Annotated in this window: 20 protein-coding genes and 2 tRNA genes; 10 read left to right on the top strand and 12 right to left on the bottom strand. The window is 44.5% G+C overall.

Features of this window, described 5'->3' with window-relative positions:
- The 6 genes from Q4A73_RS05695 to mutY form a co-directional block, all read right to left on the bottom strand.
- The coding region (locus tag Q4A73_RS05695; protein WP_303206491.1) for an arginyltransferase at positions 1 to 559 on the bottom strand (559 nt) is incomplete at its 3' end.
- Entirely contained in the window at positions 559 to 747 is a 189-nt protein-coding gene (locus Q4A73_RS05690) for a hypothetical protein (RefSeq protein ID WP_303206490.1), read from the bottom strand. The genes Q4A73_RS05695 and Q4A73_RS05690, both read right to left, overlap by 1 nt.
- Positions 747 to 2,192, bottom strand: a complete 1,446-nt coding sequence (locus Q4A73_RS05685; RefSeq protein ID WP_303206489.1) for an acetyl-CoA carboxylase subunit A — start codon at positions 2,190 to 2,192, stop codon at positions 747 to 749. Before Q4A73_RS05685 ends, Q4A73_RS05690 begins: the two co-directional genes overlap by 1 nt.
- A gap of 123 nt (positions 2,193 to 2,315) precedes the next feature.
- Positions 2,316 to 4,403, bottom strand: a complete 2,088-nt coding sequence (gene topA, locus Q4A73_RS05680) for a type I DNA topoisomerase (protein WP_303206488.1) — start codon at positions 4,401 to 4,403, stop codon at positions 2,316 to 2,318.
- Between the two features lie 51 nt (positions 4,404 to 4,454).
- Positions 4,455 to 5,303, bottom strand: coding sequence for an SPASM domain-containing protein (locus Q4A73_RS05675; RefSeq protein WP_303206487.1), 849 nt, complete (start codon positions 5,301 to 5,303; stop codon positions 4,455 to 4,457).
- Positions 5,293 to 6,330, bottom strand: a complete 1,038-nt coding sequence (gene mutY, locus Q4A73_RS05670; protein WP_303206486.1) for an A/G-specific adenine glycosylase — start codon at positions 6,328 to 6,330, stop codon at positions 5,293 to 5,295. The genes Q4A73_RS05675 and mutY overlap by 11 nt, the downstream gene beginning before the upstream one ends.
- 71 nt (positions 6,331 to 6,401) lie before the next feature.
- On the opposite strand from mutY, the gene Q4A73_RS05665 reads away from it, so the two are divergent.
- The 4 genes from Q4A73_RS05665 (at position 6,402) to Q4A73_RS05650 (ending at position 8,733) form a co-directional block, all read left to right on the top strand.
- On the top strand, positions 6,402 to 7,145 hold the full coding sequence (locus tag Q4A73_RS05665; protein ID WP_303206485.1) for a hypothetical protein: 744 nt from the start codon (positions 6,402 to 6,404) through the stop codon (positions 7,143 to 7,145).
- Positions 7,146 to 7,210: 65 nt separating this feature from the next.
- Positions 7,211 to 7,301: transfer RNA gene (locus tag Q4A73_RS05660), tRNA-Gly, on the top strand.
- Between the two features lie 8 nt (positions 7,302 to 7,309).
- Positions 7,310 to 7,397, top strand: a tRNA-Ser gene (locus tag Q4A73_RS05655).
- A gap of 31 nt (positions 7,398 to 7,428) precedes the next feature.
- The gene (locus tag Q4A73_RS05650) at positions 7,429 to 8,733 is read left to right on the top strand and encodes a Na+/H+ antiporter NhaC family protein (protein ID WP_303206484.1); all 1,305 of its coding nucleotides are present in this window, start codon (positions 7,429 to 7,431) and stop codon (positions 8,731 to 8,733) included.
- 1,083 nt (positions 8,734 to 9,816) lie between these two features.
- Here Q4A73_RS05650 and Q4A73_RS05645 read toward each other — a convergent pair.
- Positions 9,817 to 10,095 (bottom strand): hypothetical protein, encoded by a 279-nt coding sequence (locus Q4A73_RS05645; protein WP_303206483.1) that lies wholly within the window; start codon positions 10,093 to 10,095, stop codon positions 9,817 to 9,819.
- Between the two features lie 1,011 nt (positions 10,096 to 11,106).
- Here Q4A73_RS05645 and ilvE point away from each other — a divergent pair.
- The 5 genes from ilvE (at position 11,107) to Q4A73_RS05620 (ending at position 15,356) form a co-directional block, all read left to right on the top strand.
- Positions 11,107 to 12,021, top strand: a complete 915-nt coding sequence (ilvE, locus tag Q4A73_RS05640) for a branched-chain-amino-acid transaminase (RefSeq protein ID WP_303206482.1) — start codon at positions 11,107 to 11,109, stop codon at positions 12,019 to 12,021.
- A 9-nt stretch (positions 12,022 to 12,030) separates the two neighbouring features.
- A complete protein-coding gene (locus Q4A73_RS05635; RefSeq protein WP_303206481.1) occupies positions 12,031 to 13,083 on the top strand; it encodes a prohibitin family protein in 1,053 nt (350 codons plus the stop codon).
- A gap of 11 nt (positions 13,084 to 13,094) precedes the next feature.
- Positions 13,095 to 13,625, top strand: coding sequence for a DUF2393 family protein (locus tag Q4A73_RS05630; protein WP_303206492.1), 531 nt, complete (start codon positions 13,095 to 13,097; stop codon positions 13,623 to 13,625).
- Positions 13,625 to 14,134, top strand: coding sequence for a DUF2393 family protein (locus Q4A73_RS05625; RefSeq protein ID WP_303206480.1), 510 nt, complete (start codon positions 13,625 to 13,627; stop codon positions 14,132 to 14,134). The genes Q4A73_RS05630 and Q4A73_RS05625 overlap by 1 nt, the downstream gene beginning before the upstream one ends.
- 61 nt (positions 14,135 to 14,195) lie before the next feature.
- The gene (locus tag Q4A73_RS05620) at positions 14,196 to 15,356 is read left to right on the top strand and encodes a tetrahydrodipicolinate N-succinyltransferase N-terminal domain-containing protein (RefSeq protein WP_303206479.1); all 1,161 of its coding nucleotides are present in this window, start codon (positions 14,196 to 14,198) and stop codon (positions 15,354 to 15,356) included.
- A 3-nt stretch (positions 15,357 to 15,359) separates the two neighbouring features.
- On the opposite strand, the gene Q4A73_RS05615 is transcribed toward Q4A73_RS05620, so the two are convergent.
- Positions 15,360 to 15,995 carry a protein-L-isoaspartate(D-aspartate) O-methyltransferase gene (locus Q4A73_RS05615; RefSeq protein WP_303206478.1) on the bottom strand — a complete coding sequence of 212 codons (636 nt, stop codon included), beginning with the start codon at positions 15,993 to 15,995 and terminating at the stop codon, positions 15,360 to 15,362.
- A gap of 87 nt (positions 15,996 to 16,082) precedes the next feature.
- On the opposite strand from Q4A73_RS05615, the gene Q4A73_RS05610 reads away from it, so the two are divergent.
- Positions 16,083 to 16,631, top strand: coding sequence for a gamma carbonic anhydrase family protein (locus tag Q4A73_RS05610; RefSeq protein WP_303206477.1), 549 nt, complete (start codon positions 16,083 to 16,085; stop codon positions 16,629 to 16,631).
- Here the strand turns inward: Q4A73_RS05610 and Q4A73_RS05605 are convergent.
- The 4 genes from Q4A73_RS05605 to Q4A73_RS05590 form a co-directional block, all read right to left on the bottom strand.
- A complete protein-coding gene (locus Q4A73_RS05605; protein ID WP_303206476.1) occupies positions 16,600 to 17,982 on the bottom strand; it encodes a nicotinate phosphoribosyltransferase in 1,383 nt (460 codons plus the stop codon). The genes Q4A73_RS05610 and Q4A73_RS05605 overlap by 32 nt on opposite strands.
- Positions 17,983 to 17,997: 15 nt before the next feature.
- A complete protein-coding gene (locus Q4A73_RS05600) occupies positions 17,998 to 18,525 on the bottom strand; it encodes a lysozyme inhibitor LprI family protein (RefSeq protein ID WP_303206475.1) in 528 nt (175 codons plus the stop codon).
- A 9-nt stretch (positions 18,526 to 18,534) separates the two neighbouring features.
- Positions 18,535 to 19,557, bottom strand: a complete 1,023-nt coding sequence (locus Q4A73_RS05595; protein WP_303206474.1) for a ribonucleotide-diphosphate reductase subunit beta — start codon at positions 19,555 to 19,557, stop codon at positions 18,535 to 18,537.
- A gap of 20 nt (positions 19,558 to 19,577) precedes the next feature.
- Positions 19,578 to 19,958: RDD family protein (locus Q4A73_RS05590; RefSeq protein WP_303206473.1), on the bottom strand; the 381-nt coding region annotated here is incomplete at its 5' end.

Genomic DNA, 19,958 nt, shown 5'->3' with positions numbered 1-19,958 from the left:
GGGAAAATTTACCCAAAGAAAGGTGAGAAAAGTCCGGATCATAAAAACAATAAATGCTTGAAATTCCATCGTTTAAAATGTCAATCAAATCCACACAAATCAATTTATCTTCAATGAAAAAAACAAGCTCATAACCAAAGTTCGACGCCCCTTCCACATAAAGATTATAGTATTTGCGAAAATTCAAATCATACCTCCTCCAAGCCCTCCTTTCCTCCATGAAGCGATGGTATTTATCATACAAAAAAAGATGCTCATCGCTCACAGTGGGCTTTCTTAAGAGTATTTTCACATTCGCGTTCAAATTCTTACGCACTATCCTCCTATCGCCCTTGCCAAGTTTGAATTCCCCCGCCACAATCCGCACACTAAGGCACTCCTCACACCCCGCGCAAACAGGCCGGGAAAAATAATTCCCAAACCTCCTCCACCCCCGAAAAATAAGCTCAGAATTCAAATCCTTAGAGCAATCCTCTATATATTTATACTCGTTTCTCGCCCTTCTGTCCTTGAGGTAGGGGCAAACATCCTCCAAGGTACAAAAGCCAATTTCTTGCATCAAATTTTTTTAATATCACACCCTTGGATAAGGGCAGCAAATTCATCGCGCAGCCTCTCCTCCTTGAGAAAAATAGCCCCCAAATCATCCCCATGCACCCCCGACTTTTTCCCCTGTTGCGCATTTTGAGGACGATTCAGCGTTTGCATTTGCTTTTTTATATCCTTAAGACTTTCTTTAAAATCCATCATCCCCTGCTCTCTTTGATTTTCTTCAGGGTCGCCGCGATGGCCGCCACAACCTCCTCTTTATTTTCCTGATGCCTGTCCTCAGTATTGGCCAAAAGCTCCTCCAAATGCGTCTCAATGAAAGAGGTGTCAAAATACCCCCGGCGAAATTCACGCGTCTTAGTGATGGCGATCAAAAAGGGTATGGTCGTGCGTATGTCGTCGATGACAAATTCTTTCAAGGCCCGCTCAAGCTTATTCACCGCCAAATCATAGCTCGTCGCCTTGATGATGAGCTTTGCTAGCATGGAGTCATAATAAGGCGGCACGACATAGTCCTTATAAATATGGCTATCCACACGCACAGAGGGCCCCAAGGCTGGATAGTATTCGCCGATTTTACCCGGGCTTGGGATGAAATTTTTCCACACATTTTCCGCTGTAATCCTCGCCTCAATCGCAAAGCCACGCGGCCTAATATCACTTTGCTCGATGTCTAAAATTTCCCCCGCCGCGATGCGAATTTGCCGCACGATCAGATCCACACCCGTAACCTCTTCTGTGATCGGATGCTCCACCTGAATGCGCGTATTCATCTCCATGAAGTAAAAATGATTGTAATCATCCAGCAAAAACTCGATCGTCCCCGCATTCGTATAGCCCACCGCCTTAGCCGCCGCCACGGCCGTTACGCCCATGCTTTTGCGTAAATTATCAGAAATTCCGGGACAGGGGGCGATTTCGATGACCTTTTGATGACGCCTCTGTATGGAGCAGTCCCTCTCGCAAAGATGGATGATATTGCCGTAATTATCACCCAAGATTTGAAATTCAATGTGGCGGGGATTGACGACAAATTTTTCCATAAAAACCTCGTCATTGTTAAAATAGCTCAAAGCCTCCCTCTTACACGACTCAAAGGCGCTCTCAAGCTCATCCTCACAATGCACCACGCGAATTCCGCGCCCTCCGCCCCCGCCTGAGGCCTTTAAAATCACGGGATAGCCGATTTTCTCCGCTTGAATTTTAAGCTCCTGCGGGGAGCAGTCATTAAGCCCCTCCGTGCCCGGCACGATAGGGATGCCATTTTCCGCCATCAGGGTCCTAGCAATGTGCTTGTTTCCCATTTTGTAAATGACCTCTGATTTAGGCCCGATGAAAATGAGCCCCGCATCCTCGCAAGCCTTGGCAAATTCGTAATTCTCGCTTAAAAAACCATAGCCCGGATGGATGGCATCGGCCCCGCAGGCCTTGGCGATTTCCACTATGCGCGCCGCATCCAAATAGCCCCGTATCGCATCCGTGCCTATGCGGTAGGCCTCATCGGCGATTTTGACGTGCAAGCACTCCCTATCAGGCTCGGTAAAAACCGCCACGCTTTTGATGTGCAAATCCCTGCACGCACGGATAACTCGAACGGCGATTTCAGCACGATTTGCAATGAGAATTTTATGAATGAATTTCATGGGATAACCTCAACAATTTTGTGAAAATTCTAACCAGTTTTTCAAAAAACTTAATATTAAAAAATTTTTATAGCTCGTTTTTTATAAAAACGCTCCATATTATTTCTCAAAAAAAATAAGCGCTCATTCGGCTTCCTTCTTGATCTTGCATTTTAAGCATTCCAAAAAAGTGCCTTTTTTAAGCTCTTTAATGACCATAGTTTCTCCACACTCCTCACACCTTTCTTCGCTTGGTTTGTAGTTTGAGACAAAATCACATTTAGGATAGCAATCGCACCCGTAAAATTTCCCCCGCCTTGAAAAGCGCTCCACCACCTCGCCAGTTTGGCATTTGGGGCATTTGATGCCTATGGATGCGGGGGCCTTTTTCTCACTTTTTTGACTCGATTCAGGGTTTAAGTTTCTCGAATAGCGACATTTTGGAAAGGCAAGACAAGCGATAAATTCCCCATACCTCCCCTTACGCACGGCCAGCTCCCCACCACACTGCGGACAGCTTTCATCGATTTTTGTGAAGGTTTTTTGACTTTGGATATTTTTTTTGCCGCTTTCAATTTTCCGCATGAAAGGGTAGTAAAATTCCCTCAAAGTCTCCTGCCAGTCCGCCTTATTTTCGGCGATTTCATCAAGCGTATTTTCTAAATTGGAAGTGAATTGACTATCCACGATGTCGCTAAAATTTTTCTCCAAAAGCTCCGTCACGCTAAAGGCCACCTCGCTTGGCACAAGCTGCTTTTTATCGATTTTGACATAGTCTCTTGCCGTGAGTATGGAGATGGTCGGCGCATAGGTCGAGGGACGTCCGATGCCAAGGCTTTCAAGCTTTTTCACAAGCCCCGCCTCCGAGTAGCGCGCGGGTGGTTCTGTTCGGTGAGGGTTTATTTCAAGCTTTTGGATTTTAAGGATTTCTTCGCGTTTTAGCTCGGGCAGAATTTTATCCTTGTCCATATCGCCATAAACCTTATAATAGCCATCAAAAAGGATTTTGCGCCCGCTGATTTTAAAAAGCGCCCCGCCGCCTCGCACAAACACGCCCTGACTTTGTGAAAGCGCCGGGTTCATTTGACAGGCTAAGAAGCGGTTGTAGATGAGGGCATAAAGCCTTAGCTCATCTTTTTCGAGATATTTTGCGGCGAGGGTGGGCGTGAAGCTCAAATTGGTCGGGCGTATCGCCTCGTGGGCCTCTTGCGCGCCCTTAGCCTTCGTAGCGTAAGCGTTGGCTTTAGCGGGCAAATAGGCCTCGCCAAATGTGTCTTTTATGAATTTTCGCGCCGCGCTCACGGCTTCTTTGGCCAAATTCAAGCTATCCGTCCTCATGTAAGTGATGACGCCCATCGTGCCCTCATGCGTTTTGACACCCTCATAAAGCCTTTGGGCTAACACCATCGTTTTTTTAGGCGTAAAGCCAAGGCGATTGCTCGCACTTTGCTGCAGGGTCGAGGTCATAAATGGCGGCGGCGGGGCGATTTTGCGTTCTTTGCTTTCTATATTTTGAACGACAAATTCCGCCTTTTTGCACTCTTCTAGGATGAATTTGGCCCTGTCTTTATTGGTGAGGCTTAGTTTTTCTATCTTTTTGCTCTCAAATTCCACCAGCTCGGCCTCTAGGTCTTGTTTGAAAATCATATCAATGCTAAAGTATTCAAGCGGCACAAAGGCGCGGATTTCCTTTTCTCTATCCACGATGATTTTAAGCGCCGCACTCTGCACCCTCCCCGCACTCAGTCCCCTTTGAATTTTCTGCCCCAAAAGAGGGCTGAGTTTATAGCCCACGATGCGATCTAGCAAACGTCTCGTTTGCTGGGCATTGACGGAGTGGATGTTGAGCTTTCTTGGGTTTTTCAGCGCTTTTTCGATGGCGCTTTGTGTGATTTCGTGAAAGACGATGCGCGGCAGGGAGTTTTCGTCCCTGCCGATGGCCTTTGCGATGTGGTAGGCGATGGCCTCGCCCTCTCTGTCCTCATCGGTGGCCAGATAAATTTGCCCCGCCGCCTTCGCCTTGATCTTTAGCTCTTTGACGAGGGCGGAGTGATCGCTTGAGATGCGGTATTCTGGGACGAAGGCGTCCTCTTCTATCTTGATCCCAAAGCTTGACTTGGGTAGGTCCCTGATGTGTCCCTTGGAAGCGATGACTTCGTAATCTTTGCCGAGAAAATTGCCGATGGTTTTGGCTTTTGCGGGAGATTCTACGATGATTAAATTTTTCTTCACTGCGCGGACCTTTCTTTAAAAAACTGAAATTTAGTTAAAAAATATAAATTTTCACTTAGCCAGAATTTTCGTTTTATGCAGCGTGCATCTTTGACACAGGGCTTCTAGCCTTTGGTTCTTTGCAAAGCCTTCTTTGAGCCTTAAAAAACGCGGGGAATTTAAGAGGGAGGCGAGGGGGCTTTCTAGGGCATTGCCCAAATTGATGGCCCCACCCGCGTCAAAACAGCAGGGCACTAGGGTGCCATCGCTTAGAATGCCAATCTGCTGCTTCAGGGCGTGGCAAGCACCCTGCGTGCTGATGATGGGGCCTGCTAGGCTTGGCCACTCAAAGGATGGGGCCTGATGCAGGATGATATGCCTTGCGAGGCGATTTTTGCGCTTTGTCGCATCAAGCTCTGGCTTGAAATTTTCACGCAAAAAACTATAAATGGCCTCATTTTCTGGGGGAGGGAGGGGGTTTAAATTCCATAGTCTTAGGTTGATGAAGCTAGAAAGTTTTCTTTTTGAGTGCTCTTTGCAAAGCTCTAAAATCGGTCCAAAATAGCTCCGCAAGCTCTGCTTTTTCGGGCGGGCGATGAGGGAGAGGTTGATTTGATGGATGTTGTCAAATTTTAAAAGCAGGGCTTGATTTTTATCGCCCAGATAAAGGCCGCTGGTTGTGATTTCAAGCCGCATTTGGTATTTTTTCGCAAGGATCAAATAATCCTCCAAATTCTTTAAAATCAACGGATCGCCGAGGATGTGCAAGGTGAAAAGCTCACCTTTATCGGCGACTTGTTGAGCGATTTTTTCAAAATTTTCAGGGCTTAAAATTCCGCGCACTGCTTTTTTTGACGGGCAAAAATCACAAGCCAAACCACAAAGATCACTCAGCTCAATGTAAATTTTTTTAAAGCGCATGATTGTGTTTTTTAAAGATTTTCAAAGCCTTCAAGGACAGGCCTGAAAGGGCTAAATTTTCACACTCTTCCTCAGTTTTGAAAAGATAGCCCCGCTCTTTTTTCGCTAAAACTTGATGATAAATTTCAAGCTCCAGTTTGAATTGGGTGTAGCTGTGCTTGAAGCTGGCGATGTGGCGGGCGTGCTTTGCGTCAAAGGGGCTATTTTGAGGGGCAAAGAAGGGGAAATTATAAAGCCCTGCGTGGAGTCTTTTTTGGCTCTGCAAAAGGGCGAATTTCCTCTCAAATTCAAGGATAAAAAGATGGAATTTTAGCTTTTCTTGGTAGGTTTTTTTGCGCTGCGGGTAGTTTTGCGGCGTGTCTTTGCCCCTGCAAAATTCACAAAGCGGACAAGACTCGCACCTTGCATTTTGAGCCGAGCAAAGCGAGGCGCCCAAATCCATCAAGGCCTGATTGTGATGGAGGGGGTTTTGGGCGTTTAAAATCAAATCCGCCCGCGCTAAAAGCTGCTTTTGCGTGGGGTTTTTGAGGGCAAAAAGGCGCGAAAGCACGCGGCGGATGTTACCATCCGTAAAGCTCACCGCCTCACCGTAGGCAAAGCAGGCAATCGCTCCAGCCGTGTAATCGCCCACTCCTGCAAGGCTTAGAAGCTCCTTTTTACTGCGGGGCAAAGCACCGCCAAAAAGGCTAAGGCACTGCTGGGCGGCCCTTTTTAAATTCCTAGCTCGGTGATAGTATCCCAGTCCCTGCCAAGCCTTCAAAATCCTGCCCTCATCCGCCCTCGCCAAGCTTTTTAGGGTGGGAAATTCTCGCAAGAATGGGTAATAAAATCGCTCCAAAACGGTCTTAACCTGTGTTTGCTGAAGCATGATCTCACTCACAAACACCCCATAAGCCCTATCAATGTGCCGCAAACAGGGCTCACAATCCTCCCTGCCAAGTCGGCGCCAGGGCAAATTTTCGCGTCCATTTTGACGATACCACTGGAGTAAATTTTGCTGGAGTTTTTTGATTTTTTCTTTTTGCATTGTGGCCAGATTGTAGCTAAATTTGGCAATTTTTGTTAAAATGAGGCAATTTAGCGTGATAAGGAAGATGGATGCTAGGCTTTTTTAAGGGTTTAGGAATAGGGCTTTTGTGCCTCTTGCTTTTTGTGGCGGGGGTGGTTTTTAATGTGGAATTTTTGGGCAAAAAGACTCAGGAAAATCAGGTGAAAATAGAAAGAACCCTTGAGGTAACAATGCAAGTAAAGCCCGATATATTCACGGCTAAAATCGATTTTTATCCCAGTGAAAATTTGAGCACGAAGTCCGTTTTGAGTGAGGAGGAGCGGGAGCAAATTGCTCAAACTTTCAAGGAGATAATGCAGCGCAGCGCGAAGGATGGTTTTTGTGCGGATGGTGCTTACAGTTTGGAGGCGAATTTTTCCAGAGAAAATGGCTTTGTAATCCCTAAAGGACAAAGGCTTAACGCAAATTTAGAGTGCGAAATAAAGGCGGAAAATTTGGACGCTTTTAATGTCCTGATCGAAGATATCAACGCCATCGTGGCAAAGAGCGAGTGGGTGAGGGTCTCAACCCCTGCCTTGTCGGCTAATTTTTCTAAAGATTTGCTGGCTGCAAACAGGGAGAAATTAAGCGGCGAGCTGCTTACTAAGGCCTATGCGTATGAAAAATCCTACTCTGGGGAGCTTGATAGAAGCTGCGTTTTGAGCGCTTTTCTCTTGCATCCGCAAGCCTCAATCCACCCGCGTGCGCTAAGGGCTGATGCTGAGCTTTCCCTGCCCCTCATAAACAAGAATCATCAAAGCGTAAGTGCCACGCTTACTTTTCTTTGCAAATAGCTTAAAATAAACTACTTTTAAGCTTAATTCGCTAAATTTTTGGCCTTCTTTTTTCTAATGCGGGAATAGCTCAGGGGTAGAGCACAACCTTGCCAAGGTTGGGGGCACGAGCCTGCAAAGCTCTGATCCCCGGTTCAAATCCGGGTGTCACCTCCAAAGCTTTGCGGGAGATGGCTGAGTGGTCGAAAGCGGCGGTCTTGAAAACCGTTGAGGATAAAACCTCCGGGGGTTCGAATCCCTCTCTCCCGGCCATTTTAATTTAACTTTGATAATAAGGGAAACAATGCTTCAGTTTATAACTAACCCCATTATCGTTAGCGTCTTTGTAATGATGATTCTTTGTTTGTTGCGCTTTAATGTGCTTCTTAGCGTCTTAGTTTCTGCTTTGATTGCGGGATTGCTTTCTCATCTTTCGATGCTGGAAACGATGGACATTCTCATCAGCGGGATGAGTGGAAATTTACAAACGGCTTTGAGTTATATCTTGCTAGGAGCTATTGCTGCGGCGATTTCACAGACAAATTTGACCGCTTATTTGATTAAAATTGTAAGTCATTTTATTTCACAAAGAAAATATGTTTTGATTTGTTCTTTAGCGTTGATTTCGTGTTTTTCTCAGAATTTAGTGCCTATTCACGTAGCCTTTATCCCGATCTTAATCCCGCCTTTGCTTGCGCTTTTTAACAGGCTCAAAATCGACAGACGAGGCGTTGCCTGTGCCCTGACTTTTGGGCTTACCACGCCTTATATGGTGCTACCCCTGGGCTTTGGATTGATTTTTCAAACCATCATCACTAAAAATCTAAACGATAACGGCGTCAATGTCGCTCTTGGTGATGTTACCAACACGATGTATTTGGCAGCTTTGTGTATGCTTTTTGGTTTGTTTTGCGCAATTTTTGTTTTTTATTCTAGGCCTCGAGAATATCGAGAAATTCAAATGGAAAAATTTGATTTTGATAAACTCAAAATGACGCGCAAAGAATGGGGCGTTTTGGTGGGGCTTATCGTAACTCTCGCGGGTCAAATTATGACGGGAAATTTACCCCTATCGGGTCTGATGGGTTTTATTTTGATGATAGTCCTGGGTGGTGTGAACTACAAAAAGGTCGATTTGATTTTTGACGATGGGCTTAAGATGATGGGTTTTATCGCCTTTGTGATGCTTGTGGCAGCGGGTTTTGCAGGGGTGCTTAAGCAAAGTGGTGCGATCAATGAGCTGGTGGCCTTCATTCTGCCTTACATCGAGGGGAGTAAATTTTTAGCCATTTTTACGATGCTTTTGGTAGGACTCATCATCACCTTGGGGATAGGTACTTCTTTTGGGACTGTGCCCATCATCGCGACCCTATTTTGTCCGCTTTGCTTGGAGCTTGGTTTCTCTGCCAGTTTAATTATTTTTGTGATGGGTATAGCGGGAGCCTTGGGTGATACAGGAAGCCCTGTAAGCGAAACTACTCTAGGCGTGAGTGCGGGATTGAATGCCGACAAACAACATGATCATGTCAAAGATACCTGCGTTCCTACCTTTGTGTTTTATAACGGACCCTTGTTGATTATGGGTGCAACATTAGCAATGTTTTTGTGAACTTGTTTTAATTTGATTCTTTGGAAGGCTCAAATCTTAAGAGGTAAATCTATCTTTAAGCTGTAAGGCATGATCAATCATCACAGACAGTCATAGCCTCGTATGTTTTTACATACTCAGGTGGACTAGTAAGTTTTTGCTTATTTTTCAATCATTATTCCAAGCATTGCATCGTTAAATTTTGTTATTGTAAAACCATGCACTAGTTCCTATCATAGTATTCAAATTTATGCTCAACTATCAAATTCTCCAACATAATTTACATCGTTACTATCTTTCCAAGCCACTCTCAACTTTTCACATTTAGCAAAGCAATCACATTCGGACAAGCAATCAAGCGTCAAATCTTCAAACATTCCCGAGCACTTTTCTTTTAAATTTATTAATGATTTTAGAAAACCTTATAAACCCAGTTTTTTGTGGCAAACTCTTCAATCTTTGCACACATTGATTGGGGCTATTTTCTCATAATATTTTCCCCATCAAACCCACATCTTGTCAAATATGATCAGTTTTTCTTATGAATTCGCTAGATTATGACAAAAATGTCATAATGAAAAATTTATTTTTACACAATCAATTCAAGCTTTTAGGCACATTAATCACACTAAAACTATCTCAGCTAGAGCAAGAATTGCTCCGAAGATATCAAGTGTTGTGCATTATAAAGCTTCTATTCATTTATAAATTTTGTATCTTTAACGATGAGTCTTTTTTGAGTTGTTTCATGCTTATCCATGCCTTCAAATGATTTGATTCTGCTCTATTTCTCAAATTCTGCCACAAGAGAAAAGGCTAAAGCATAACTTCTAAACTTTTGCACTTATTTATTTCTAAAATATAATTCTTTGTAAGATTATATTTTGTTAGAAATGATTCAATATTGCGCTCTCCATGCAAAAAGGCTTAAAGTCAAAGATGCAAATTTCTCCTTATCTTGTTATAAAAAATTTTATCATTTCACTATCATTTGTTTAATTTTCTTTCAATATTATTCTTTAAATTAAAATGATTAAAATAATCCAAACTTAGAAATTTTTTGTACTTTATTTCACCCGACTATGTTGTGTTTGCGTATAAATTTTAAAATTGGATAAAAATTTTTCTAAATTCGCTACACCCATAGAAAAAAGCTCCCTTTGTGTTTTTGCTTTCCCTGCGGACTAAAAAACCATTTTTACATTGCGGACAAGCAATTGTATTTTTTGCTTGTGTGGTTTTTGTGGAGCTTAGTTTTAAATCACTTTCTTTAATGGCTTTGATTTCTATTTCTATGTTATTTTGCACATAATTTAAGAAATTTTCTATTGTTCTTGTGCCATTTTCTATTTCCTTTTGATACTCAAACCATAAAGCAGTCATATCAGGCTCACGCAAAAGCGGATTTAAAAGAGAAATGAATTCCCTGCCCTTTTTGTGGAATTAATCTTTTGTGATTTGTCCTTGCTTACTTCTATGCAACCAACATTAATAAGCCTATCATAGCACTTCTTGTTGCTGGTGTGCTTATACCTCCGCTTTCCCCCTTTTTATCCTTATCTTTTTCAAGCAAAAGATTTTTAATTTCAGGATTTTTAATATATTTGCTGACCTGATTTTAATCTTTGAGTAGGGTTGTCATTGTGTATTTAGATCTTGGTTTTTTCTTTTGTGTTTTGATTTCGTTTTATTACGACATTGGTATGCAAATTTTGATTTCAAGAAAGCGATGATATTTTGACTCGTTTTGACACGTATTGACACGATCTTATTTTGTTTTGCTATCGCTGTTAAAAACTTGAAGCCTTAATGCCCTGCATTAAATTTTGATCAAATATTTTTGGTCAAATTCTACACATTCATTCTGCATTTTCCTTTCATGATGAGATAGGCGAAATTCAGTGGTATTATTTTATACCCCTATAAAAATTTTTTTTTAAGCATCTTTCGTACTTGTAAATTTTTGAAACTTTCTTTCACACGATAGTGGCAGTTAAGTCTCTCAAAAGCGAGAATTTTCACTCGTCTTTTCAATTACCTTTGAAAACATCACCAATGAATTTTTTATGTGAAACGATGTGTTTTTTAATGCTTTAAAATCCTGTACCTCATTAATTTTCATTATTCAATCTTACCTATGAAATTCCGCCGCAAATTTGACGAGATTAAAGCGATAACCACTCTTTTTTTCCTTGCATCCAAACCACTCAATATCAATCCCACTGGAAACGCCCCTAATTAACCCCCTATTACACATTTTAAGCCCTAAAATAACACCAATTTATATGGAAACATTATTTAAGACGTTTAACAGAATTTTTTAAATTTTTTCGATTAATGTTTATATGATTGGATACAATGAGATTTCAATTTTAGTTTTTTAAGGTAACCCAAATGATCAAAGCGGATAAAATTTGGCTAGACGGCAGGCTTGTTGATTTTGAGGATGCGACTTTGCATTTTTTGACGCATTCCCTACACTATGGCAATGCCGTTTTTGAAGGGACAAGAGCCTATAAAACCGATAGGGGCTTGGCGATTTTCAGGCTAGAGGATCACACAAAAAGGCTGCTTGAAAGCGCAAAAATCACGCTCCTAAATTGCCCCTTTTCGCAAAAGGAGCTAGAAGACGCCCAAGTGGAGCTTTTAAGGGCGAATGATTTCAAGCAAAACGCTTACATCCGCCCTTTGATTTTCTTGGGCGAGGGCGTGATGGGACTTTACCACGCTAAAGCGCCTGTGCGTGTGGGGATTGCAGCGTGGGAGTGGGGGACCTATTTGGGCGAGGAGGGGCTTGAAAAGGGCATCAAAGTAAAAATTTCTTCCTTCGTTAGAAACAGCGTCAAATCTTGCATGGGCAAGGCTAAGGCGAGCGCGAACTACCTCAACTCTCAACTGGCGAAATTCGAGGCCATCGATGCGGGCTATGAGGAGGCTTTGATGCTGGATGAAGAGGGCTTTATCGCGGAGGGCACGGGGGAGTGCTTTTTTATCGTTAAAAACGGCGTTTTGATTACTCCGCCCAATGATTTTTCCCTCAAAAGCATCACACAGGATACGGTTTTGAGGCTTGCAGGGGACCTTGGCATAAGCATAGTGCGCCAAAGAATTTCAAGGGATGAGGTTTATACGGCTGATGAGGCCTTTTTCACGGGCACGGCGGCTGAGCTCACGCCCATAAGAAATATCGACGCAAGAGCGATAGGTAATGGGACGCGGGGTGTGCTCACAAAACAATTGCAAGATGCCTATTTTGACGTGGTTTACGGACGCAATGCAAAATACGCCTCTATGCTAACTCACATTTAAAGGAAAAAAATGCCAGCGGATTTGAATGATTATTTTAATAAAAAAAGCGGAAATTCCAGCGGCGGGGGTGGCCGCCAGAATTTTAATTTCAAGGCTCCGGAGTTTAATTTTAAGGGCTTTGGAAAATTCACGCCCCTTATTTATGTCGCCATTGTTGTGGTTTTGGTTTTTGTCCTAGCAAAGCCCTTTGCCATCGTCAATGAGGGCGAAAAGGGCATCAAGGTAACCACAGGTAGCTACAACCCTGAGCCTCTCAATGCGGGGCTTCATTTTTTCGTGCCGATTTTTCAAAAAATCATCATCGTGGATGTGCGTCAAAGACAGATGGCCTACACCTCAAGGGAGAGCTCGGTGAGCCTTGGCTCTGGCATCGTGGATAAAAATTCTATCTCCGTGCTTGATTCCCGCGGGCTTAGCGTGCTTGTCAATATCACCGTAAAATACTCCCTCACGCCAAGCGAGGTCGCACGCACCATCGCGACCTACAATCTCAACTGGGAGGATAAGATCATCGATCCAACCGTGCGCAATGTCGTCCAAAGTGTCATCGGCAAATACACCGCCGAAGAGCTTCCTGCCAATCGTAACGCCATTGCCCTGCAAATCAACAACGGCATCACCAAAACCATCACTTCTTTGCAAAATTCTCCCGTGCAGCTTCAAGAAGTGCAGCTTAGAGAAATCATCCTGCCCCCGAGCGTGAAAGAGCAGATTGAAAAGGTGCAGATCGCCAGACAAGAAGCCGAGCGTGCCGCGCAGGAAGCCGTGAGGAAGGTAACCCTAGCCGAGGGCGAGGCCAATGCGACCATCATCAGCTCCAAGGGTAGGGCGGATGCGGTGCGCATCGAGGCTGATGCCCAGGCCTATGCCAACAAAGAAATCGCCTCAAGCCTTAACAATCCCCTCCTTCACTTGAGGCAGATTGAGGTGCAGGGTAAATTCAACGAGGCCCTGCAAAACAATAAGGACGCTAAAATTTTCCTCACTCCGGGCGGGGCCGTGCCGAATATCTGGGTGGATACAAAGGATGCTAGGCAGCAGACTTCGATAAATGCTAGATGATGCGGATGCTGGTGGAAAATTTAAGAGAGGCCATTCTTTTTTACGCGGACAATTTTTATTTGGTCGATTTTGTGCTGATTGTGTTCGTGTTTTTCTTTTTCGTCTGCGTTTTATTTTTGTGCGTTTTTTTGAGGCACAGGCCCATCATTGCCTTATTCATTGTCGCTTTTGACATTGCGGCGAGCTTTTTCATTTATATTTACGGCTATAAATTTGTCGATCATCAAGTGAGAAAAAGAACGGTCGCCATAGAAAATCAACGCTTCATCCAAAGCTCCGGGGCCCTAGTGATAGACTTTAACATCACAAATGTTTCAAAACACCACTTCAAGCAATGCAAAATCACCGCCAAGCTCTATCAAAACCCCTCCGAGGAGGACAATTTTTTAGAGGCTAAGAAAAAAAATTTCATCCCCTTTAGAAAAAAAAGCAAGATTTTGAAAGATGTGCCAATCAACACAACCCAAATTCAAAGAATTTCCTTTGAAAATTTTGACAAGGACAACAACCACACCACGCGCCTAGCTTCGGAGTGCTTTTGATGCAATTTACCATCTTTCACACCATCGCCTTCGTCATCCTGCTACTTTGTTTCGTTTTGGGCTGCGTTTTGATTTTCATCATGGCCAAAAAAAAGGAAATCGCCCTCATACTCTACACCATGAACGCACTTTTTAGCGCGATTTTGATCTACTCCATTTTGCAAAGCATCACAGAATTCACCATCCAAGCCTCCCTCTCCAAGCTCACCTACACAAGGGATTTACGCAACGAAAGTCTCAACATCACGGGCAGGGTGCAAAACCTCACGCAGTTTGACATCAAAAAATGCTATCTTTACCTTAATATTGCTGATAAAAAAAATGTCGGCCAAGAAATTTTTGAAAGCGAAAGCCTAAAAAATGCCGTGAGAAAAAATACAAGTTTTTCCTACACCATAGAAATCATCGACAAGCTCCCGGGCGATACCTACAAGGAATTTTCCGCTCAAGTGCCCTTCCCTCCAAGCTTTGAGGATGCAGAATTCTACCACACCCTAAAATGCTTCTAAACCCACCCCTTACTCATTCGTTAAACAAAAAGGCTAGAATTTCACAAAAAAAAGGATTTTCATGATCAGCACGAAAGAGGATTTTTTGCTTTTTGTAAAGCAAATCGAACAAAAAACAAACTACAAAAAGCCCATAGCCTTCGGCATCGCGAGGCTTGACAGGGGACAGCTTAATAAAAACAAAATCCTACAAGCCTCCTTCGCCCTAGTCAATTACGAGGAAAATCACGCCTCAGCCGCCATCATGATGGAGGCCCTCATGCGAAGGGGCGTGGGGATTGATTTTGACAGGAGCGAATTGGTGCAGGTTTTGAGGCTTGAGGATGTCGATTTTGCCCTAGCTTGCTTTAATCCCTTTCTTGAAGAGGACGGGCACAAAAATATCGACCTGCTTAAGATCATCAAGGATAAATTCAAAGACGATGAATTTGCCCTCGTTTGCCTCTTTGGCGACTATGCGCCCTTGAGTGTGGAGGCTGTGTATTTGAAGCTTTACTTGCTTTCTAGCAAAAAGGTCGCCCCCAGATCCCTGAATTTAAACGGCGCCTTTGCCCTGCTTCACAACGCGGCCTGGAGCGGGGATGAGCCCATCGAGCTTGATTATTTGCGAAAAAACGAAATGCGCCTTAAAATGAGCAAGCAGTATCCAAAAATAGACTTTGTGGATAAATTCCCCCGCTTTTTAGCCCACATCATCCCAGAAGAAAACACCCGCATCTTAGACAGCGCCAAGGTTAGAATGGGCGCGCATCTGGCCGCTGGCACGACCATCATGCCCGGCGCTAGCTATGTGAATTTCAACGCGGGCACGAGCGGGGCGTGCATGGTGGAGGGTCGCATCAGCTCAAGCGCCATCGTGGGCGAGGGTAGCGATGTGGGCGGCGGGGCTTCTATTTTGGGCGTTCTAAGCGGCACAAACGGCAACCCCATCACCGTGGGCAAGGCCTGCCTTTTGGGCGCTAATTCTGTTACGGGTGTGCCTCTGGGGGATGATTGTGTCGTGGATGCTGGCATTGCAGTGCTTGAGGGGACGAAATTTTTGCTCAAAGACAGGGAGGCCCTGCAAAAAATGAATGCGCATTTTGACTTCAACAAAGAAATTTACAAGGGCATCGAGCTTAGCGGCTTAAGGGCCCTGCATTTCAGGCAGGATAGCATCAGCGGGGCGATGATAGTGGGCTTTAATAAAAGGGCCATCAAGCTCAACCGCGCCTTGCATTGACGCTCAAAAACCCTCCTTGCCATCCACGATGGGCACAAAAAAGCACTCCTCCAAAATTTCTTTTTGCAATTTCGTGCCGTTCTTGGTGATCCTCGTGATGAACTGTTTTTCATTATGCGAAAGAGGGGCGACCAAAATGCCGCCATCGTTAAGCTGATCGAGCAAAATTTCAGGGATGTGCTGCGCGTGGGCTGAAAATAAAATCCTATCGTAGGGCGCGTAGTTTTTCCAGCCATTTTGCCCATCGTCAAATTTGACATTGATGTTGGCAAAATTCAGCTTCCTGAACGCCTCAGCCGCATCTTTTGCGAGCCTTTCTATGCGCTCGATGGTGAAAACTCGCCTGATCACGCGGCTTAAAATCGCCGCCTGATAGCCGCTACCGCAGCCTATCTCCAAAACACTATCAGCGTTTTTGAAACTCAGGGCCATGGTCATTTTGGCTACGGTTAGCGGGGAGCTTATCCACTGGGAATTGGCAAGGGGCAGGGCGTCGAGGCGGTAGGCCTGGGCCTTGAGTGGGGAGAAAATTTCACGCGGCACAGAAACGAAGGCGTTGAAAAGCTCCTCGTTGATGAAAATTTGACGCGCAATCTCCTCCGCCATAGCCCTGCAACGCTTTTGCTTGAACGAATCCATCTTCACTCCTAGAGGGTTCATTTTAACGAAAAAGATTGAATTTGTATTAAAATACCCTGACTATACTTTTGAAAAAAGGAGGCGAAATTGCTCATCACATTCAACGGCAAAAGTCCAAAAATTCAACAGGGCGTCTTCATCGCTCCGGGCGCTAAAATCATCGGCGAGGTAGAAATCGGCACTGATAGCAGCGTGTGGTTTAATTGCGTTTTAAGGGGCGATGCGAATTTCATCAAAATCGGCTCAAGGACAAACATACAGGATTTAAGCACCGTGCATATTTGGCACAGGGAATTCAACCCAGACGGCTCGCTCAAAGATGCGGGCTATCCTACCATCATCGGCGATGACGTTACCATAGGGCACAATTGCGTCATCCACGCCTGCACCCTCAAAAATCGCGTCCTCGTGGGGATGAATGCGGTCGTGATGGACGGGGCAGTGATCGAGGAGGATAGCATCGTGGGGGCTGGCTCTGTGGTAACGAAGGGCAAAATTTTTCCGCCACGCTCCCTGATACTGGGAAACCCTGCCAAACTCGTGCGTGAGCTTAATGAGGCAGAGCTTGCCTTTTTGAAGCAATCAGCTCTAAATTATGTGGGATTTAAGAACGAATTTTTACATGACGCGAAGTAAGCTCGTCCCTGAGTGCCTTCAAGCGCTCCGATAAAACAAGCTCATAGCTTTTGGAGGGTTTCAAGTCAAGCAAACCCTCATCAAGGCTCGCCACGCGCCCCTTGCTAAAGTCCCTAAGCTCTTCAAGGCTGGGCCTTTCAAGCTGCCTTTTCCCGTCCTTGAAAACAGGCCGCAAAAGCTCCTCACGCCTCAAATTCGCATCCAGCTCATCCAGGGGCTCATCGTGGATGATGAGCTCATCGTAAAGGGCCTTGCCGCTATTTCTATCGTAAATTCTAAACAGGCGCTTGAAGTGGGGGATGGTCGTTTTTGTGGAATTTTCACTGATTTTGATTTTGGGCGTGATGGTGCCATCTTGCTCGCTTGCCACAAGCTTATACACGCAGCCAAAAACCGCATCGCTTGAGGCGGTGATGAGGCGCTCTCCCACGCCGAAGGCATCGATTTTTGCTCCTTGCTCGAGCAGGCGGTGGATTTCAAACTCATCCAGACCGTTTGAAGCGATGATTTTGCATGCCTCAAAGCCCTCCTCATCGAGCCTTTTGCGTATTTTGATGCTGAGGGTTTTTAGATCGCCAGAATCGATACGCACCCCCGCTTCTTTGATGCCAAATTCCCTAAAAGCGCGCATGGCATTTTCAAGCCCCGCAAGGCAATCGTAGGTATCGATGAGCAAGATGGGATTTTTAGGGTAGAGCTTCAAATAGGCGCAAAAGGCGGAAAATTCGTCCCCAAACATCTGCACCCAAGAATGCGCCATCGTCCCGCTAGCCTTTGCTGCGTAAAGCTTGGCGGCTAGGGTGTTGGAGGTGGCGGCACAGCCTCCGATGAGGGCGGATCGTGCGCCCTTGAGGGCGGCCTCGCTTCCATGCGCTCGTCTGGCGCCAAATTCAAGCACGGGGCGGCCTGCGGCGGCTCTTGTGATGCGGTTTGCCTTTGTGGCGATGAGGGATTGGTGATTGATGCTTAAAAGCAAAAAGGTCTCCAAAAGCTGGGCTTCTATGGCGCTTGCCTTGATGCTGATGAGGGGTTCGTTGGGGAAAATCACCTCACCCTCTCGCAGGGCGTGAATTTCGCCGTTAAATTTGAAATCGCTTAGAAATTTTAAAAAATCCTCGCTGAAAATGCCCTGCTTTCTCAAAAAATCGATGTCCTCCCCCTCAAAACGAAGGCTCTCCACAAAGTCCAAAATATCCTCAAGCCCCGCAAAAATCGCAAAGGCACCCCCGTCGGGTACCTTACGAAAAAACACATCAAAATAGCAAATTTTATCCTCAAATCCGCTAGAAAAATAGCCCGCAGACATGGTAAATTCATAAAAATCGCAAAGCAAAGCTAAATTTTGTCTCATCGTTTCTCCTTTGGGTTAGGGTTGGCAGTAATAGCCCTCAAAAAGCTCCACCACGCGCTTGGTTAAAAAGGCAAGGCTGGCTCTTTTTTTGTCAATGCTAAGTTCGGCTTCGCCTCCATTGAGTGCGCTGAGGAAGGCGTAGTGCTTATCCAAATAGGCTTCTTGGGCGGCTTGGAAATTGAGCCATTCTATCTGGTCGTTATTTAAAGCGTCTTTAAGATGTGTCGGGAGGCTGTTTTTGGCTATCAAATAGTATTTGTCGAGCAATTTTTCATATTCTTTATAGGCATAGTCCAAGGAGGCGATGATGCCCTCGGTCGTGGAGTTATAATCCTGCAGGGCGTCCATGTAGAATTTTATTTCGTATTCTTCTTTGTCGAATTCCACCTTGCAAGCCGCTCCCTGCCATCTTTTAGACCTTGAAAATTCTTGATATTTTTCTTGCATTTCTTCTTTTTGAGCCTGACTGAGTCCAAAGGCTGTAAAATCGGGAGGCGTGGCGAGGGCGCAGGAGCAAAAAAAACAACACAATACCCTCTTCATCACCACACCTTAAAAATCATCAAAGCTTATGCTGCCCTTGGAATAATTCGTAACCTTGCTTTCAAAAAAATTACTCTTTTGATCGTTAAATCTAGAAAAATCATCCACCCATTTGATGGGATGCTTGGCGTTATAAAGACGCTTCAAATCAATAGCCACAAGCCTCTGGTCGATGAGATAGTGGATGTATTCCTCGATAATATCATCGGTAAAGCCCATGATTTGATTTTGCGTGATGTATTTGCCCCATTTGATCTCAAGCTCCCCCGCCCTCTCAAACATCTCATAAATCTTGTCCGTGTTTGCCCTATGAAACAAATCAGCCCTTTCCTTGCGCACCGAATTTATCATGTTTTGAAACAAAAGCAAGTGGGCGATTTCATCCCTTTGTATGAAGCGAATCATTTGCGCTGAACCCAGCATTTTCCCCGTCCTAGCTAGGGCATAGATAGCCGTAAAGCCACTATAAAAATACACGCCCTCTAAAATTTGATTGGCCACCATCGCCAAAAGGAGCTTATTATCATCCACATCCTCAGCCAAACCCTCGTAAATGCTTGAAATGAAATTATTTTTTTCTCTCAAAGTCGCATCGTGCTTTTCCATCTCGTAAATCAAATCCGTATTATCACAAACCGCCTCAACCATCACGGCATAGGACTTGGAGTGATTCGCCTCCTCGTAGGCCTGACGCGCTAAAACGGCGTTGATTTCGGGAGCGGTGATGTAGGGATTGATATTATCGGCCAAATTGTTCGTTTGGAAGCTGTCCATTGAGATGAGCTGGGACCATACTAGATCATACATTCTTTTCTCGGCTGCGGTTAAATTACAGCGATAATCAAGGGCGTCTTTTGTGGTGTCGACCTCTTTGGGAAACCAAGTATTAGACTCCATCAGATCCCAAAGCTTAAGCGCCCAGATGTATTTTGCCTTGGTGAAATTTAAAATTCCGTGAGGGTTTCCTTTAAAAATTTTTCTATCGCTTAAATTTTCGCTCGAGCTTGGATTATAAATTCTTTTTCTTTGCATCATCATCCTTTCTGAGTCGCTTAAATTTTCAAAACCACACAACTTTGCGTCAAAATATCGTGAAAATTGAGTCCATCCTTCCTCAAAAAACTCACGAAAAAACCAAAAAGCAAACCAAAACTTACAATAAACAAAACATAACGCAACAAGATCCTCAAAAACCCGGGCCTTGCGCCCGTTCTAAGGTCCATCAAATAAAGGTCATAGGCTCTAAAACCCGGACTTTGCGCCTTGAAATTTAAAAACAGGGCCTGAATGAATCCAAACAAAAAAGTGCAAAAAAATGGGACAAAATCACTCCCCACGAAGGCTTCGCTCGAACCCAAAATAAAATAAAAAGCATACAAAATCGGCACATAAATCAAAAAAATATCTATGAGCAAAGCACGAAATCTTAGCCA

Origin of the sequence: Campylobacter sp. (assembly GCF_030528245.1) — a bacterium.
Lineage (GTDB): Bacteria > Campylobacterota > Campylobacteria > Campylobacterales > Campylobacteraceae > Campylobacter_D.
The sequence above is the reverse complement of the archived record's forward strand: the minus strand, read 5'-3'. Positions and strand labels throughout refer to the sequence as shown.

Coding starts and splice junctions, on each gene's coding strand:
- Q4A73_RS05690 (WP_303206490.1), bottom strand. CDS start 747: ATGGATTTTAAAGAAAGTCTTAAGGATATAAAAAAGCAAATGCAAACG.
- Q4A73_RS05685 (WP_303206489.1), bottom strand. CDS start 2,192: ATGAAATTCATTCATAAAATTCTCATTGCAAATCGTGCTGAAATCGCC.
- Q4A73_RS05675 (WP_303206487.1), bottom strand. CDS start 5,303: ATGCGCTTTAAAAAAATTTACATTGAGCTGAGTGATCTTTGTGGTTTG.
- mutY (WP_303206486.1), bottom strand. CDS start 6,330: ATGCAAAAAGAAAAAATCAAAAAACTCCAGCAAAATTTACTCCAGTGG.
- Q4A73_RS05665 (WP_303206485.1), top strand. CDS start 6,402: ATGCTAGGCTTTTTTAAGGGTTTAGGAATAGGGCTTTTGTGCCTCTTG.
- Q4A73_RS05650 (WP_303206484.1), top strand. CDS start 7,429: ATGCTTCAGTTTATAACTAACCCCATTATCGTTAGCGTCTTTGTAATG.
- Q4A73_RS05645 (WP_303206483.1), bottom strand. CDS start 10,095: ATGACTGCTTTATGGTTTGAGTATCAAAAGGAAATAGAAAATGGCACA.
- ilvE (WP_303206482.1), top strand. CDS start 11,107: ATGATCAAAGCGGATAAAATTTGGCTAGACGGCAGGCTTGTTGATTTT.
- Q4A73_RS05635 (WP_303206481.1), top strand. CDS start 12,031: ATGCCAGCGGATTTGAATGATTATTTTAATAAAAAAAGCGGAAATTCC.
- Q4A73_RS05625 (WP_303206480.1), top strand. CDS start 13,625: ATGCAATTTACCATCTTTCACACCATCGCCTTCGTCATCCTGCTACTT.
- Q4A73_RS05620 (WP_303206479.1), top strand. CDS start 14,196: ATGATCAGCACGAAAGAGGATTTTTTGCTTTTTGTAAAGCAAATCGAA.
- Q4A73_RS05615 (WP_303206478.1), bottom strand. CDS start 15,995: ATGGATTCGTTCAAGCAAAAGCGTTGCAGGGCTATGGCGGAGGAGATT.
- Q4A73_RS05605 (WP_303206476.1), bottom strand. CDS start 17,982: ATGAGACAAAATTTAGCTTTGCTTTGCGATTTTTATGAATTTACCATG.
- Q4A73_RS05600 (WP_303206475.1), bottom strand. CDS start 18,525: ATGAAGAGGGTATTGTGTTGTTTTTTTTGCTCCTGCGCCCTCGCCACG.
- Q4A73_RS05595 (WP_303206474.1), bottom strand. CDS start 19,557: ATGCAAAGAAAAAGAATTTATAATCCAAGCTCGAGCGAAAATTTAAGC.